Below are 17,013 nucleotides of genomic sequence, written 5' to 3' on the forward strand. Positions count from 1 at the left end.
ATGAATAAACAACATATTCTGAAGTGCTTGCCAAATGTAATATAAATTAATATAAGAGAGAAAGTGAGGTGGACAAAATGAGTGAACGGCGAATTATTCATATCGATATGGATTATTTTTTTGCACAAGTAGAAATGAGAGACAAACCAGAGTTGAAAGGAAAACCTGTCATTGTTGGGAAAGCTAGCGGAGAGGCGTCGTATCCACAGCTTCATATGAGGCGCGTAAATTCGGTGTTCATTCAGCAATGCCGATGGCGCAAGCACATAAGTTATGCCCAGACGGTTATTATGTTCAACCTCGCTTTGAAGTATATAAAGAAACTTCTCAAATCATTATGGACATCTTTAAAAGCTATACAGAAAAATAGTAGAACCGATGTCGCTTGATGAAGCATATTTAGATATTACACACGTACGTCCATTTATCAGCAAATTAATTTAAATAAACAGAAATCAAAAATAATTTAGCAAAATTAGCGAATGAATAAAACCTAACGAATTACTGTTATTCATTATAATAACGTTAATGATATATTAATGAATTTAGATATTGGTGATTTTCCTGGTGTAGGCAAAGCGACTAAAGAAGTAATGCATGCCAATAGCATTTATAATGCCAAGACTTATATAATAAAGATGAAAAGAGAATTGATTCGTATATTCGGTAAACGCGGCCATGGATTATATTTGATCATAAACCAGTTAAAAAATTTTCGCATTCGTAAGTCAGTAGGACCGAACGTACATTTGCGACTGATATTAATGATGATGAAAACTTGAAGGTAAGAGAATTAAGTGAGAAAACTGCAGAAAGATTAAGTCGGATTCAAAAATCAGGAAAAACTGTAACGGTCAAAATTAAAACTTATCAATTTGAAACACTATCAAGACAACGCAGTTTGAGAGATCCAATCAGAAGTGATATTGATATTTATAATACTGCTTATTCACTTTACAATGAATTGAAAGATCCAGACGTACCTATTCGACTTATTGGTGTAACAGTTGGTAATTTGAAACAACTGAATATCAAAATATGTCAATATATGACTTTCTATAAAAATCGGATTGGTGCATTTGAAAATGTCACAATCGATTATCCTTTATCTATTAAATTTTTACCATAAACAGCGAGCATATCATTTAAACTATCATAATTTTTTAGTAAACGAAATGTTATCATGGCACAAGCTTTAGCATCATTTAACGCGTCGTGATGACCATGGAAATCTAGATGATAGTATTCCATCATATGATTCAAGCCATAGCGATTAGCATTCACTGTACGTCTTGCTAGTTGTAGTGAACAAAAGTAAGTCATTTCTGGTGTGTCTAAACCAAGTGCTTGAATACTAGCATGCAAAACGGTCATATCAAATGCGGCATTATGTGCAACAACAGGCAAGTTTTCAATAAATTGAAGCATATACGGCAGCACAAAATTAAAATCTGGAGCAGTTGCTACATCTTCAGGTTGAATACCATGTACATTGATATTTTGTTGTGAAAAATAATCATTAGGATTTACAAGGGTATAAAACGTTTCAACGATTTCATTATCGACCACTTTTACCATACCTACAGAACAAATACTTGTACGTTTACCATTTGCAGTTTCAAAGTCTAAAGCGACAAATGCATTTTTGTCATTCATAATTGCAAACGACCTTCCTAACTATACTTAATATAGAATAGTAAAATGTTACTGGAAAATAAATCGTACGTCAAGGAATTAAGATTCTTAAAATAAGTGGGAAATAATTTTTTATCTTCCGTAAACACATGTTATAATTATCTAGGAAATTTAGAGGAGTGAAGTGCATGAGACAATGGACGGCGATTAACTTGGCGAAACTTGCACGCAAAGCAAGCCGAGCTGTCGGCAAACGTGGTACGGATTTGCCAGGTCAAGTTGCAAGAAGAATTGATAAAGATATTTTAAGAAACTTAGCTGAAAAAGTAGATGATGTTGTATTTATCAGTGGTACAAATGGTAAAACAACTACATCGAATTTAATTGGCCACACTTTAAAAGCTAATAACATAGATATTATTCATAATAACGAAGGCGCAAATATGGCTGCAGGTATCACATCTGCATTTATTGTGCAATCCAATCCAAATACTAAAATAGCGGTTATTGAAATTGATGAAGGATCAATCCCACGTGTATTAAAAGAAATGACACCTACAATGATGGTGTTCACAAACTTTTTCCGTGATCAAATGGATCGATTCGGTGAAATTGATATTATGGTGAACAATATTGCTGAAGCTATTAGTCATAAAGGTATCAAGTTGATATTAAATGCTGATGATCCTTTCGTAAGCAGATTGAAAATTGCGAGTGAATCAAACGTATACTACGGTATGAAAGCTCATGCTCACGAATTCGAACAAAGTACAATGAACGAAAGTAAATACTGTCCAAATTGCGGACGACTGCTTGCTTATGATTACATACATTATAATCAAATCGGTCATTATCACTGTGTGTGCGGCTTCAAACGTGAAAAACCAAAATACGAAGTTTCGAAATTTACAATTTCACCATTTATTCATTTAACAATCGGAGATACAACATTTGATATGAAAATAGCTGGTGATTTCAATGCATATAATGCAATTGCGGCTTACAGTGTATTAAGAGAACTTGGCTTAAATGATGCATCGATTAAAAATGGTTTTGAAACGTATACTTCAGACAATGGACGTATGCAGTACTTTAAATCCGGCAACAAAGAAGCGATGATTAATTTAGCAAAAAATCCTGCTGGGATGAATGCCAGTTTATCAATGGGTGAACAATTAGAAGGTAAGAAAGTTTATGTCATCAGCTTAAATGATAATCCTGCAGATGGTCGTGATATTTCTTGGATTTACGATGCCGACTTTGAAAAATTAAGCAATCAAGATATTGAAACAATTATTGTGACAGGTTCTCGTGCAGAAGAATTGCAGTTGCGATTAAAATTAGCTGAAGTTAATGTAGCGGTTGTTGTTGAAAAAGATATTTATAAAGCAACAGCACGCACAATGGATTATTCAGGCAAAACAGTCGCAATTCCAAACTATACATCACTTGAGCCGATGCTTGAACAATTGAACCGTTCATTTGAAATGAGGGAAAATCAATGAATGAATTAACAGTCTATCATTTTATGCCAGATAAATTGAATCTATATAGTGATATTGGTAATATTATTGCTTTAAAACAACGTGCAAAATGGCGCAATATCAAACTGAATGTTGTCGAAGTGAATGAAACAGAAGGTGTAACGTTAGAGAATTGCGATATCTTCTTCATCGGCGGCGGCAGTGACCGTGAACAAGCATTAGCTACAGAAGAACTAAGCAAAATTAAAAGCCAATTGAAAACTGCGATTGAAGACGGTATGCCCGGCCTTACAATTTGCGGGGGTTATCAATTCTTAGGTACAAAATATATCACTCCTGATGGAACTGAACTTGAAGGGCTAGGTATTTTAGACTTTTATACGGAGTCTAAAAAAGAGCGTTTAACAGGTGACATTGTTATTGAAAGTGATACCTTTGGGACAATTGTTGGATTTGAAAACCACGGTGGCAGAACTTATCATGATTTCGGCACTTTCGGCAAAGTGAAATATGGTTTTGGAAATAATGAAGAAGATCAAAGAGAAGGTATTCATTATAAAAATTTATTAGGTACTTATCTTCATGGACCTGTATTGCCGAAAAACCATGAAATCACAGACTACTTACTGAAAAAAGCGTGTGAAAGAAAAGGTATTCCTTTTGAACCAGAAGCTTTAGATAATACAGAAGAAGAAGCGGCTAAACAAGCAATTGTTGAGCGTTTAGAAAAACAACATAAATAACATAAAAATAGCGGATGGCCTGATTTGAAGTTGGTCATCCGCTCTTTCATTATGCATAACGGTTATCTAAGATACGATAGGTTAATAGAATTTCATAAATTAAATGGCTTTTTAATTGCTCTTTATCAAATTCATCCAAATGTGTGACAGATGTTTTTAATAGCCTTGCTTCTGCTTCTTCACGTTCAAAATAACCTGTTGCAATAATTTCAGAAATACTTTTAGCAATTTTCAATATAGCTGCACGTTCTTTTGAAGTAAAAACAACAAAAGTATCTTTAGGCAAATAGATAATATTAGATAAATGCGTAATAAATAAACGATCGATATGAGCGCGATTTGTTAATGCTTTTAACAGTACCCAATCATCTTCATGCTTGTGATAAGACAACTCATCTTTTTGATACCGAATTAAAGTTTCAACATGCATACTTTTAGTCAGTAATTTTTCGAGCTTTTTATTACTTTGTGTAGAATGAAATTTACCGATTACAAGTTCATGTAATCTTTCGCTATATAATTGATACATATCTTTTTCTGTTTGTAAGGCAGATGTTTCGACTTGATGATAATACTTAGGCGGTAAAATAACTAAGTTGACCAATCCTGCAGTGACAAGACCGATGACTGCAGTGAGTAATCGAGAGAAGAAATTAAATAAATAAGCATCACCAATCCCTGGTATCATTGCCATTGCTGTTAAAGTCGCAACAGTAATTCCATCATGCAATTTTAATTTTGCGCATATAAAAATTGTACAAGTTGCACTGAATGCATAGGCTAAAGCGGATTTGTCGCTGAAGATATATGTGAAGAGTACTGCAAGCAATGCACCAATAACGGTTGCTGGCAGTCTTTTGTAGCCTTTTTTTAAAGAAGCTTTGGCTGTAGGTTCAATTGTTACAATTGCTGAAAGTGTTGCGTAAATAGGATTTAAATGAAGCGACATACAAAAGAAAGCAGTTAAAAAAGTCGCTAGTCCTGTTTTAATTGTTCTTGCTCCGATGATTTTGTTATACCATTTATCGTGTGTCATAAATAAAACCTCTCTTGGATGAAGCACTTGCATAAAAAATTAACGTAAAAATGTGTTCATTCTGTTTTAAAAATTCCTACGTTTAGTATATCAGATTAATTTTGGTATAATAAGGTAGAATGAGTGCTGAATTGTGATGAGTTTGTTTAATTTTTTGCATGACAGCAATGAAAAGGTAGTGACGAATCATATCAGATGAGCGTCAACTTTTCTGAATTAATTTTTGAAAAAAGGAAAGGGATCACACATGATTGTAAAAACAGAAGAAGAGTTACAAGGATTGAAAGAAATCGGATATATCTGTGCGTTAGTCAGAGATAAAATGCAAGCAGCAACTAAACCAGGTGTAACGACTAAAGAGTTAGATGACATCGCAAAAGAATTATTTGAAGAACATGGAGCGTTGTCAGCGCCAATTCATGATGAGAATTTCCCTGGCCAAACATGTATCAGTGTGAATGAAGAAGTCGCACACGGTATCCCAGGTAAACGAAAAATCCGCGAAGGCGATTTAGTAAATATTGATGTTTCAGCATTGAAAAATGGTTTATATGCAGATACAGGAATTTCATTTGTAGTAGGTGAACCTTCTGATCCAATGAAAGAAAAAGTATGTGAAGTAGCTGAAGAAGCATTTGAAAACGCAATGAAAAAAGTGAAACCAGGCAGTAAATTAAGCCAAATCGGTAAAGCAGTTCATGCGACTGCACGCAAAAATGACTTGAAAGTGATTCGTAATTTAACAGGTCATGGCGTCGGCAGTTCATTACACGAAGCGCCTAGTTATGTATTGAATTATTATGACCCTAAAGAGAAAACTTTACTAAAAGAAGGACTTGTATTAGCAGTAGAACCATTTATTTCATCAAATGCTACGTTTGTGACTGAAGGTAAAAATGAATGGGCTTTTGAAACAAGCGATAAAAGTTATGTAGCACAAATAGAACATACTGTTATCGTTACGAAAGATGGTCCTTTACTTACAACTAAAATTGACTATGATAAAGAATCATAATACTGTTGAAATCGCGCTGTAATAAACTTGAAGCGGTTTAGGACTAAAGTATGAATGAAAGATGGTTCCGGAGACTATCCCGTTGTCTCCGGCTTTCTTTTATAATGGAATCAACAATGAATGAGGTGGTTCCATGAACTTGTTTACAGTTTATCTAGAAAAAATTTATCAAAATACAATTAAAAGCAGTATTGTAAACTGCCAAGAAAATTTAAATAAAAAACTACATTCAACTAAACAATATATTCAATATTTAAATCGCAAAAGAGTATATATTGTTGAATTGATAGAAAAGCTTACGCTTGAAATTGAAAATAAATATATTGATTTATTAGATCAGTATCAAATTTCTAACATTCAGCGTATGGAGAATATTGAAAATGCAGAACTTAATGCGTTGATGAAGGAATTAAACGACGCAGAAACTGATTGTGCCAGAATTGAAGCAGATTTAACATATCAAAATAAAATACGAATTACTTTGGAAAGAGAATGTGATATGATTGCACAAATGAGTTTAGTTGCTTAGAAAAGGTGGCGAAAAATGACAAATAAATATATCTCAACTGAGATGTTGATTGTTTTCACTGCATTAATGATCATAGCCAATTTTTACTACATCTTTTTTGAAAAAATTGGCTTTTTGCTCGTATTATTATTAGGGATTATCTTAATTTATGTCGGCTACCTTTATTTTCATAAAGTTAGAGGATTATTAGCCTTTTGGATAGGTGTATTACTTGTTGCGTTTACCTTATTCTCAAATAAATATACGATTATTATTTTATTCTTATTCATGTTGTTATTGATTATTCGTTACATCATCTTTAAATTTAAACCTTTGAAAATTATAGCGTCTGACAAAGAAGTCACATCTCCTGAGTTTATTAAGCAAAAGTGGTTTGGAAATCAAAAAACACCTGTCTATGTTTATAAATGGGAAGACATGCAAATTCAGCATGGCATTGGTGACATTCACATTGATTTGACGAAAGCAGCTAATATTAAAGAAAACAACACAATTGTAGTGCGTCATTTCATTGGTAAGATTTTAATCATTGTACCGACAAATTACAATGTAAATCTGCATTTCGCTGCTTTTTACGGTAATGCATCTATTAATCAAGAAACAATCAAAGTTGAAAATAACCATATTCAGATGAAAGAAGAAACAAAAGCTGAGAATTATAATATTAATATTTATGCTTCTACATTTATTGGAGATGTAGAGGTGGTTTATCGATGAACCATTATATAAGAGCGATAGGTTCAATGTTAATATTGATTTACAGCATTTTAGCTATTTTCTTTTTCATCGATAAAGTCTTTGTAAATATTGTCTTTTTTCAAGGAATGTTCTATACACAAATTTTCGGAATTCCAGTTTTTTTGTTTTTAAATATCATTGTAATATTGATGTGTATTATCGTAGGTTCTGTATTAGCGTATAAAGTGAACCAGCAAAATCATTGGATTAAAGACCAAATTGAACATTCTATTGAAGGTGAAGTCGTAGGTATTAATGATCAAAATATCGAACTTTATCAAGAGACGTTAGATATCTATCATATGTTGGTACCTTTAAATCAAGAATTGCACCGCTTACGTATTAAAACACAAGATTTAACGAATGAAACTTATAATTTAAATGATACAAAAGTAAAAAAAATTATAGAAGATGAACGTCAACGTTTAGCAAGAGAACTGCATGACTCGGTGAGCCAGCAATTATTTGCTGCAAGTATGATGTTGTCTGCTATAAAGGAAACTAAGTTAGAACCGCCTTTAGATCAACAAATTCCAACACTTGAAAAGATGGTACAAGATTCACAACTTGAAATGCGTGCTTTATTGCTTCATTTACGTCCATTAGGCTTAAAGGACCGTTCATTAGGTGAAGGTATTAAAGACTTGGTTGTAGACTTGCAGAAAAAAGTTCCGATGAAGGTAGTTTATGATATCGAAGATTTTGAAGTGCCAAAAGGGATAGAAGATCATTTATTCCGAATAACACAAGAAGGTATATCAAACACTTTGCGACATGCCGAAGGTACTAAATTGACGATAGATTTATATAATAAAGACGATTATTTACTATTACGTATTCAAGATGATGGTAAAGGTTTTGATGTAGATGAAAAAATGGAAAAAAGTTATGGATTAAAAAATATGCGAGAACGCGCATTAGAAATCGGAGCAACACTGCATATTGTATCATTGCCTGGTGCAGGGACAAGAATTGAAGTGAAAGCGCCGTTGAACAAGGAGGAATTCGATGACGATTAAAGTGCTATTTGTTGATGACCATGAAATGGTGCGTATCGGCATTTCAAGTTATTTATCGACACAACCAGATATTGAAGTGGTAGGGGAAGGAAAGTCTGGAAAAGAAGCTATTGAAAAAGCACATGAACTGCATCCTGATTTAATATTAATGGATTTATTGATGGAAGATATGGATGGTGTTGAAGCTACACAGCAAATCAAAAAAGATTTGCCAGATATTAAAGTGTTGATGTTAACAAGTTATATTGAAGATAATGAAGTTTATCGTGCACTAGATGCAGGGGTAGACAGTTATATCCTCAAAACAACAAGTGCAAGTGACATTGCAGAGGCAATTAGAAAAACACAACATAATGAATCTGTATTTGAAGCAGAAGTACTTGTTAAAATGCGTAATCGCATGAACCAACGTGCTGAATTATATGAAATGCTCACTGAAAGAGAGATGGAAATCCTGTTATTAATTGCAAAAGGGTATTCCAATCAAGAAATTGCAAGTGCTTCTCATATTACAATTAAGACAGTAAAAACGCATGTTAGTAATATTTTAAGTAAATTAGAAGTGCAAGATAGAACACAAGCAGTTATTTACGCTTTCCAACATGATTTAATCCAATAAGAAAAGCTGAACCCATTCTAAATCGGGTTCAGCTTTTTATTTATAAGTTTATTTATTTTGAGCAGCTAATTCATAGCCGTCTTGAATTAAGTCTAATTCCCCTGTATGAGGGTCAATTACTAATCCGTGAATAGGTACAGATTTATCAAATAACGGGTGATTGTATAACATATCGATATTTCTACGAACATTTTCCTCAGCATCTTTGAACCCTTGTAAAAAGCTGTCCACGTCTACACCAGAATGTTCGATGATTTCAAATGTTTCTTCTGTTACACCGCGTTCTTTCATTGCATCTTTAACAGTGCTGACATCAAGACAACCCATTCCGCAATCTTTATGTGCCATAATAATAATTTCTTCAGCACCTAATGCATAAATACCAACAAGTAAACTTTTTATCGTTGAACCATAAGGATGCGTGATAATTGCACCTGCATTTTTAACAACTTTTAAGTCGCCGTTATTAAAACCGAGTGCCTTTGTACCTAAATCTTGTAAGCGTGTATCCATACAAGTAAATAACACTGCTTTTTTATCTGGTTTTTTACTTGTGGAATAATTTACATATTCTTTGTTGCCGACAAAATCTTTATTATAAGCTAAAATGCTTTCTAATAACGTCATATTTTACACTTCCTATTTTCTTGAAATTGTATAATTTATGCTTTCTCAAGTTGTAGAATCTTACAGCTGAAAAAAGATATGTATGTTTTAAATTTTTCAACCAATGAATAGTATACCCCAAAATATCCCACTGTGAACATTTTATGAAATATTTATTCAAAAAAGAGATGCGCAACAAGTTTGTTGGGCATCTCAAAATGCTTAAGAACGATCGTCATGCGGATTTTGAAGTTCTGACATATTGAATTCGCGTTCTTCTAATGAATCTGCATGTTTTAATGTACGACGTTGATTAATGATAGCGTTAATTTCAGCACCTACAATAATGATAAAACCAGTGATGTATAACCATAACATTAATACGATAATACCACCGATACTACCATATGTTTTAGAATAGTTCGCAAAGTTACTGACATAAAGCCCGAATGCAGCAGTTCCTAAAATCCAAACAATTGATGCAAATAGAGCACCTGGAATTACAGATTTCATTTTAATTTTAATGTTTGGCGCTAGTGTATATAGCGTTACAAATAAAAGGAAAATGACTACAAATGGCAATGCATAACTGAGAATGTTAAAAATCCATTTTATCTGACTATCTAACCCGAGCGGCCCAAATAATAAATGACCGATTTGTTGTCCGAATACTGGGAAAATCATCGCAGCGATAAATACAGCACCCATAATCACTGTAAATAACACGCTGATTAATTTGAGGACAATAGGGTTGCGTCCATCTTCTACGTCATAGGCCACATTAAATGCATTCATTAATGCAGTCATACCATTTGAAGCGGACCATAATGCTAAAATTAAACCGACTGATAAAATACTGCCGCTTGCATTTTTCATGATATCGCCGATTATTCCTGTTAATAAATCGGCAGTTGAAGCAGGAGCATTATTCGCAATCATATTTACAATTTTATCACGGTCTATTTTAAATAGTGGCAATAATGACATTAAGAATAATAGCATTGGGAATAATGACAACATAAAATAATAAGAAAGTTGTGCTGCTAACCCTGAAGCATCATCTTTGCCGATTCTGTAAATTAAATATGATAATAAATTTGAATCTTTTGTATATTTAGCAGGTTTATTATTTTTAGCTACAAAGAAAGTTTGATTTGGTTTTTTCGGCTTTTTTGATTGAAATTCTTGCGGCGGCACATAATTATTGTCTCGTTGGTGTGTGACTTCTGCCGATTTTTCTTTTACCTTGCTTAATAAACCAGAGTTGCTTTCTTTGTTATGATCTTTTTTCTTAGACATAACGTAAACTCCTTTAATACATTGATATTAATTTTTTTATTTGAAAAAAGGGGGATAGAGCATGCCTAAATATAGGTGTGCTTATCCCTTAAGATAGTTCATATAAAATTGACTATGATTTAGCCATTTAAGTGTTTGTCATTCTTTTTGCGCTCTTGGAAAGTATTTTTAGCATCTTTAAGCGCACGTTCTAATTCTGGATTGTTACGACGAATTTCTTCGACTGCATCTTTCCAGTACATAATTTCGTCTTTAAGAACGTTGAATTTAGAAGGTTGTGCATTTTCATTACGTTTGCCTTCTTTTAGATTTGAATAACTATTTTTTAAAGATGTACGCGTATTTTTATCAGCAAGTGTAATTGCACCGCCAACAACAGCGCCTAATAGAATTCCTGGTACTAATTTGTTTTTCATAACTCATCTACCCCTCTTTTAAATTTGAATCTTTAAGAATATAATCGATTAGATTATCACAAGATGATTGTATCATATCGAAGACACCCTCAAAGTTATTAGTGTAATAAGGATCAGGTACATCTTGTTCATCCATATCACTGAAATCCAGCAATTTATATAATTGACCTTTCAAATGCGGATTTATCTGTTTAATATTATCCACATTACTTTGATCCATTGCAATAATGTAATCAAAGTCATCAGATAGCTCGAATAACTCACTAATCATACCGTTAAATGGAATGTTATGCTCACGAAGAATTTTTTGAGTGCCTTCATGAGGTGGTTCACCCAGATTCCATTTACCCGTTCCACGTGATGTTACTTCAATACCACTGATATTTCTATCTTTTAATCGCTGTTTCATAATGGCTTCAGCCATAGGAGAACGGCAAATATTGCCTAAGCAGACAAATGCAACTGTTACCATGTTTTACCTCCAAAAGATATTTTGTTGGGTAAATATTAAATACATATGTTAGCTTATACAAGGTATACCTATCGTTCCATAGATTATATTTACCCGAACATTTGTGAAATATACCTATATATCACTATCTTATCGGTTTTTGGCTCATATCTAAAGAGAGAATTTCTCTTTTTCGTTAAAAGTTTTCATTAAAACCGTACTTTGATAGAATAAAAAAATAAAGAGGTGAAAATTATGGCGTCAAATAATAAAAAAATGATTGAAGAAATACGTGAACAATTGAATGTTGTAAACGTACAACTAATTGATCCTGATAAATTTGAGGATGCTGATGAAGAAAAAGTGAAAGAAATTCATTCTTTTGTTACATCAAAAGATAATTTTTCTCCAAGTGAGGTAACAGCAATAGCTTCTGAACTCGGTGAATTACGCCAATCATAAGAAATAACATCGAATAGACTATAAGGGGGAATTTATGAATGACACAATTAGAAGAAAAATTAAAACAGTATGCACAATTAATCGTAGATGTTGGGATGAATGTACAAGAAGGACAACCCGTTTTTATACGTTCATCTGTAGATGCATTAGAACTTACGCATGATATTGTAGAAGCAGCGTATGAACGTGGAGCTTCTGATGTACGTGTTAAGTATGCTGATGATACACTAACGAAATTAAAGTTCAAATATGAAGATGCTGAATTTTTTGCAGAAAAAAGCTTAAAATCATATGACGTTGATGAGCGAATGGATTATGTTGAACGCGGTGCTGCAAATTTAGCGTTAATTAGTAGCGACCCAGATTTATTAAGTGGTGTCGATAGTGATAAAAAAGCAGCATTCAGTAATGCATACTCTAAAGGTTTTAAAGGCTATATGGAAGCAAGTCAAAATAATGATTTCCCTTGGTGTGTTGTTGTATATCCAAATAAACCATGGGCACAACGTGTATATCCGGAATTAAGTGAAGATGAAGCGTATGAAAAGTTCATTGATGAATTATTGGATATTGTCCGCGTAGATGGCAATAACCCAGTTGAAAATTGGAATAAGCATGTTGAGAACTTAAGTAAGCATGCAAAATATTTACAAGACAAACATTATTCAGCATTACATTATATTTCTGAAGGAACAGATTTAACGATTGGTCTTCCTGAAAATCATTTATGGCAAGATGCTACTAGCTTTACGAATGATGGACAAGAATTCATCGCAAACATTCCAACTGAAGAAGTGTTTACAGCTCCAGACAGAAACCGTGTGAATGGTCATGTAACAAACAAACTTCCTTTAAGTTATAGCGGAAGTTTAATCGATGGTTTCACATTAACTTTTAAAGATGGAAAAGTTGTTGATTTTACTGCTGAAAAAGGGGAAGATGTATTACGCAACTTGCTAGAAACAGATGAAGGTTCAAAATATTTAGGTGAAGTTGCTTTAGTACCAGATGATTCACCAATTTCAAATCGAAATCGAGTTTTCTATAATACATTGTTAGATGAAAATGCTTCTTGTCATATTGCTTTAGGTGCAGGTTATCCATTTACAATAAAAGATGGGACATCTATGTCTAGAGAAGAGTTAAGTTCTGAAGGATTAAACGATGCATTTATTCACGAAGACTTTATGATCGGAAGCTCAGACTTAACTATTTATGGAATAACAAAAGATGGCAAAGAAGAAATTATATTTAAAGATGGAAATTGGGCATATTAATTAAAAAATAAAATCAAAAAAGGAGACCAATTGTGGAAGATAGAGAAAAAAGACCAATGTCAGCTTCATTAAGTATCAAAGATCGTCAAGTGTATCCGCAAGATACCAATCACCACCATACAATGTTTGGTGGATTGTTGATGGCCAATATTGATGAAATTGCTGCGATTTGTGCAATGAAACATAGTAGTGCTCCTGTAGTAACAGCTTCAACTGACTCAGTAGACTTTTTATTGCCTATCAGAACAGGTGATGTCATTTCGTATGAAGCGATGGTATCATATGCAGGTTCTACTTCTATGGAAGTGTGTGTACAAATAATACTTGAAGATATTATGGAAGATAAAAAATATATGGCGGCATTGAGTTTCCTAACATTTGTTGCATTAGATGATAATGGGAAACCTAAAAAAGTGCCAGGTGTATATCCAGAAAATGAAATTCAAGAATGGTTCCATAAGACGGCGCCTGCGCGTGTTAAACGAAGAAAAGAAAGAAGACAAGAAAGTAAAGAAACATTAGAATTCTTAACACGTACAAGACATATTCAATAAAAAGATAAAGGGGCTGGGACATTAATGCTCTAGAATCCCGAAAAAAGGACGATTTTCACAATTGAAAACGAAAATCGCCCTTTTTTATATAATTTAAAGAAAAAATCAGCTCGTAGAGCTGTTAATTTCTTTAAGTTTGTTGCCATACAAGCAATACTAACTTCGGTTTCAACTTTTTCAATGCCCCTTACAGACATTCGAGTGAAACCCAAATTAGCCTTCAAATTACCGAAAAATGTTTCAACATCAGTTTTTCTTTTGCTGTAAATTGATGATGTTTTCGGATCTGAAAGCTTTTCTCTAGTGAACTGCTTATAAAATTCCCAAACCATATTTCGACGAATTGTTTTTAATGTATCCGGTTTGGCTTTTGGATTCATACATTCTTGTCTAAGCGGACAATCTATGCAGTCATAACATTTATATTCTTTGAATTGTCTCTGATATCCATATTTATCAGTACTGTATCTGTATCCAGAGAAGAATAGAATTTTATTGTTCGGGCATATATACCTGTCATCTTTTTCGTCGTAATTCCAATTTAATGAATTGAATGGGTTGTTTTTATATTTTCTTTTTTGTTCTTTTAAAAACATGCCGTACGGCATTACAGGAGTTCTGTTAAATATATCTATAACTATTCCATAATTGCTTTCGCTGCCATACCCTGCATCACATACTATATACTCAGGAATGTCACTATTAACTTCTTGAATCCTGTTTAAAAAATTTTCTAAAGTTCTTGTATCCGTCGGATTTTGATATACACCTACTGCCAAAGCAAATTGATTATTTGTACCTACTTGAATATTGTATGCTGGTTTTAATTGACCGTTTCTCATATGATCATCTTTCATTCGCATAAAGGTGGCATCATTATCAGTTTTGGAATAACTATTTCTTGTACCTAAAATCTTCTTTTGTTCCTCGTACTTTTCTTTTTTCTCTTTACATTCTGTAATTACTTTCTTATGCTTTTTTAATTCAGTGCGTTCTGATCTCAATATTTTTCTTTGTTCAGTATCATTGCTGGATTCAATATCATCAGTCAGTTCTTCAACCTTCTTATTCAAACAATCTTCGATTGCTTCTAATTCATGAGATTGTATTTCCTTTGAAGACTCTTCTTTTATATTCGGTATGATTTCCTTTTGTAATAATTCTTCATACGCAGCTTCCGACTTTTCCAAGTTGGCTTTGCTATAGCGTTCAGTATTCGCTCTCCAAACAAACGTATACTTATTAGCATCAGCTTCGATTTTAGTACCATCTATATAAACGGCTTCTTCATCAATATATTGATTTTCGACTAAAAAAGTTCTGAAAACTACAAAACAATCTTTTATTAACTTATTTGTTCTGGAGTCAGAACGAAAACGGTTGATTGTTCGATAAGAAGGTTGCTGTTCTTGTGCCAGCCACATAAACCTAATACTGTCTTTTAATGCAAATTCTATTTTCCGTCCGGAAAATATCGAATTACTATAAGCATACAATATTATTTTAAGCATCATGCGTGGATTGTGAGAAGGGGCGCCTCTGTGATTTTTATAGCTGTCGAAAGCTGTTTCAGGGATTTTTCCGACGATTTCATTAACTATGCTGGCAGTATCACTTTCGGAAAACGTAAATTCTGTTGTCAGTGGCAGAGAGATTTGAGACATGTTATAATTTTTATACATAAAGGTCCTCCTATGATTTGGGTTTGTGGTTATTCTCTAATTATAAGCGAGGCCTTTATTTTTTTGAAATAATATGTATATTTTATATAAAAAAGCCGGTGAAAACTTTAAAAGTTTTCACCGGCTTTTATTTGAGACCGGAATTATGTCCCAGCCCCTTTTTGAAATTATTGTTGAAAAATTCGATGCATCATTTTTTCATTTTCTCGAAAATCAGTATTTGGATAATACATATTTTTAACTAAAACATTCGGACCTAAACAATGATAAGGTTCACAATGACAATTTAAACTTTGTGCTAAATCTGAATTTAACCATTGTTTATAGACATCATTTAATTTATCTGTTTTGATATTAGAAATAGTTCCATTTTCATCACCAAAGTCCGTAACAATCACATTTCCAGTAAATACATTGACATTTAAACGACTGCGTCCATCAGGATCATTTCTTAATGAAACATTTTCAGCATTTCTCAATGCATCAAATAGCGCTTTATCATCTTCATCTTGAATACATGGATAGATTGGTAAAGTACCAAACAGCATCCAAGTATCTTTATCACGTATTTTAAGCAGATGACGGATTGTATCTTTGATTTCTCCTAAGCTTAATACACTTAATTGGCTTGCAAAATCTGAAGGGTACATTGGATGTATTTCGTGGCGACTGCATTTCATATCATGTACGACTTCATTATGAATTTTTTCTAAATAAGGACGAGTGCTTTTATTTAACATTGTTTCAGCAGATACAAACATACCTTGTTCAGATAGAGTTCTTGAGTTTTCTATCATTTGCTCGTAGAGTTTCAATTTTGCTTTTAATGGAGGTTGTTTTTCCATCGCTCCAAATCCAACCTCAGCAAATTCATCTGTTGTACCCCAGTTATGTGAGATGTGCATTACATCTATGTATTCAGCAATATCAAGATAACGATCTTGAGGTAGTGTCAGATTGGAATTCATTTGAGTATAAATACCGCGATTATACGCATATTTTAATAATGGTTTTACAACATTTCGAATAGACTTTTTGGAAAACATAGGTTCTCCGCCTGTTATAGACAGTGTACGTAAGTTTGGAATCTCATCTAAACGTTTATAAATTAATTCCATAGGTAATGGGGCAGGGTCTTGAGTTTGAAGTGTATATCCTACAGCACAATGGCTGCAACGCATATTGCATAAATTAGTAGTTGTGAATTCAATATTGCTTAGCTGAAGGTTTCCAAATTCTTCAACATCATTATAAGCTTCCCATGGGTCGTTATGAATGGTAATGGGTTGCTTGATGTGAGTGGAATAATCAATCATCAGTTTGCCTTCTTTCTATATCATTATATTTAAGTATTATACTTTTTGAATGGTAATCTTGAAAAGGGGTAAGTAAGTTTTGAGACTATTAAATTTCTTTCTATACATTGCATATTAATTATCGAAAGTTAA

At 33.1% G+C, this 17,013-nt stretch carries 18 protein-coding genes and 1 pseudogene; 11 read left to right on the forward strand and 8 right to left on the reverse strand.

Going from position 1 to position 17,013, the window contains the following annotated elements:
- Window positions 1-77: 77 nt before the first annotated feature.
- A pseudogene (locus A4G25_RS00010) lies at window positions 78-1,062 on the forward strand (Y-family DNA polymerase).
- A gap of 36 nt (window positions 1,063-1,098) precedes the next feature.
- Here A4G25_RS00010 and A4G25_RS00015 read toward each other — a convergent pair.
- On the reverse strand, window positions 1,099-1,656 hold the full coding sequence (locus A4G25_RS00015; protein WP_046100408.1) for a 3'-5' exonuclease: 558 nt from the start codon (window positions 1,654-1,656) through the stop codon (window positions 1,099-1,101).
- A gap of 167 nt (window positions 1,657-1,823) precedes the next feature.
- Here A4G25_RS00015 and murT point away from each other — a divergent pair, with 167 nt between their 5' ends.
- Complete coding sequence (murT, locus tag A4G25_RS00020; protein WP_047132841.1) at window positions 1,824-3,140, forward strand: lipid II isoglutaminyl synthase subunit MurT; 1,317 nt, start codon at window positions 1,824-1,826, stop codon at window positions 3,138-3,140.
- The gene (gatD, locus tag A4G25_RS00025; RefSeq protein WP_047132842.1) at window positions 3,137-3,862 is read left to right on the forward strand and encodes a lipid II isoglutaminyl synthase subunit GatD; all 726 of its coding nucleotides are present in this window, start codon (window positions 3,137-3,139) and stop codon (window positions 3,860-3,862) included. The genes murT and gatD overlap by 4 nt, the downstream gene beginning before the upstream one ends.
- A gap of 49 nt (window positions 3,863-3,911) precedes the next feature.
- Here gatD and A4G25_RS00030 read toward each other — a convergent pair whose 3' ends face one another.
- Window positions 3,912-4,898 (reverse strand): FUSC family protein, encoded by a 987-nt coding sequence (locus A4G25_RS00030; protein ID WP_047132843.1) that lies wholly within the window; start codon window positions 4,896-4,898, stop codon window positions 3,912-3,914.
- A gap of 247 nt (window positions 4,899-5,145) precedes the next feature.
- Here A4G25_RS00030 and map point away from each other — a divergent pair, with 247 nt between their 5' ends.
- The 5 genes from map (at window position 5,146) to vraR (ending at window position 8,818) form a co-directional block, all read left to right on the forward strand.
- The gene (gene map / locus A4G25_RS00035) at window positions 5,146-5,913 is read left to right on the forward strand and encodes a type I methionyl aminopeptidase (protein ID WP_047132844.1); all 768 of its coding nucleotides are present in this window, start codon (window positions 5,146-5,148) and stop codon (window positions 5,911-5,913) included.
- 133 nt (window positions 5,914-6,046) lie between these two features.
- The gene (locus A4G25_RS00040) at window positions 6,047-6,442 is read left to right on the forward strand and encodes a hypothetical protein (RefSeq protein ID WP_047132845.1); all 396 of its coding nucleotides are present in this window, start codon (window positions 6,047-6,049) and stop codon (window positions 6,440-6,442) included.
- A gap of 15 nt (window positions 6,443-6,457) precedes the next feature.
- Window positions 6,458-7,159: a cell wall-active antibiotics response protein VraT gene (gene vraT, locus A4G25_RS00045; protein ID WP_047132846.1), complete on the forward strand. Its 702-nt coding sequence runs from the start codon at window positions 6,458-6,460 to the stop codon at window positions 7,157-7,159.
- The gene (vraS, locus tag A4G25_RS00050; protein ID WP_047132847.1) at window positions 7,156-8,199 is read left to right on the forward strand and encodes a sensor histidine kinase VraS; all 1,044 of its coding nucleotides are present in this window, start codon (window positions 7,156-7,158) and stop codon (window positions 8,197-8,199) included. The genes vraT and vraS overlap by 4 nt, the downstream gene beginning before the upstream one ends.
- The gene (gene vraR, locus A4G25_RS00055) at window positions 8,189-8,818 is read left to right on the forward strand and encodes a response regulator transcription factor VraR (RefSeq protein WP_047132848.1); all 630 of its coding nucleotides are present in this window, start codon (window positions 8,189-8,191) and stop codon (window positions 8,816-8,818) included. Before vraS ends, vraR begins: the two co-directional genes overlap by 11 nt.
- Window positions 8,819-8,866: 48 nt before the next feature.
- Here vraR and A4G25_RS00060 read toward each other — a convergent pair whose 3' ends face one another.
- From A4G25_RS00060 to A4G25_RS00075, 4 genes are all read right to left on the reverse strand, one after another.
- Complete coding sequence (locus A4G25_RS00060) at window positions 8,867-9,445, reverse strand: beta-class carbonic anhydrase (RefSeq protein ID WP_047132849.1); 579 nt, start codon at window positions 9,443-9,445, stop codon at window positions 8,867-8,869.
- A gap of 201 nt (window positions 9,446-9,646) precedes the next feature.
- Window positions 9,647-10,723, reverse strand: coding sequence for a YihY/virulence factor BrkB family protein (locus A4G25_RS00065; RefSeq protein ID WP_047132850.1), 1,077 nt, complete (start codon window positions 10,721-10,723; stop codon window positions 9,647-9,649).
- A 119-nt stretch (window positions 10,724-10,842) separates the two neighbouring features.
- Window positions 10,843-11,139 carry a hypothetical protein gene (locus A4G25_RS00070; protein WP_047132851.1) on the reverse strand — a complete coding sequence of 99 codons (297 nt, stop codon included), beginning with the start codon at window positions 11,137-11,139 and terminating at the stop codon, window positions 10,843-10,845.
- Window positions 11,140-11,146: 7 nt separating this feature from the next.
- Window positions 11,147-11,611, reverse strand: coding sequence for a low molecular weight protein-tyrosine-phosphatase (locus A4G25_RS00075; RefSeq protein ID WP_047132852.1), 465 nt, complete (start codon window positions 11,609-11,611; stop codon window positions 11,147-11,149).
- Between the two features lie 234 nt (window positions 11,612-11,845).
- On the opposite strand from A4G25_RS00075, the gene A4G25_RS00080 reads away from it, so the two are divergent.
- From A4G25_RS00080 to A4G25_RS00090, 3 genes are read left to right on the forward strand one after another with little or no spacing between them, the layout of a single operon-like run.
- A complete protein-coding gene (locus tag A4G25_RS00080) occupies window positions 11,846-12,052 on the forward strand; it encodes a DUF1128 family protein (RefSeq protein ID WP_047132853.1) in 207 nt (68 codons plus the stop codon).
- 38 nt (window positions 12,053-12,090) lie between these two features.
- Entirely contained in the window at window positions 12,091-13,329 is a 1,239-nt protein-coding gene (locus A4G25_RS00085; RefSeq protein WP_047132854.1) for an aminopeptidase, read from the forward strand.
- A gap of 56 nt (window positions 13,330-13,385) precedes the next feature.
- Window positions 13,386-13,883: an acyl-CoA thioesterase gene (locus A4G25_RS00090; RefSeq protein WP_103163145.1), complete on the forward strand. Its 498-nt coding sequence runs from the start codon at window positions 13,386-13,388 to the stop codon at window positions 13,881-13,883.
- Window positions 13,884-13,912: 29 nt separating this feature from the next.
- On the opposite strand, the gene A4G25_RS00095 is transcribed toward A4G25_RS00090, so the two are convergent.
- Window positions 13,913-15,565 (reverse strand): IS1182 family transposase, encoded by a 1,653-nt coding sequence (locus A4G25_RS00095; RefSeq protein WP_063164604.1) that lies wholly within the window; start codon window positions 15,563-15,565, stop codon window positions 13,913-13,915.
- 167 nt (window positions 15,566-15,732) lie between these two features.
- A complete protein-coding gene (gene yfkAB / locus A4G25_RS00100; RefSeq protein ID WP_047131771.1) occupies window positions 15,733-16,881 on the reverse strand; it encodes a radical SAM/CxCxxxxC motif protein YfkAB in 1,149 nt (382 codons plus the stop codon).
- Between the last annotated feature and the right edge of the window lie 132 nt (window positions 16,882-17,013).

This window comes from Staphylococcus condimenti (assembly GCF_001618885.1).
Taxonomy (GTDB): domain Bacteria; phylum Bacillota; class Bacilli; order Staphylococcales; family Staphylococcaceae; genus Staphylococcus; species Staphylococcus condimenti.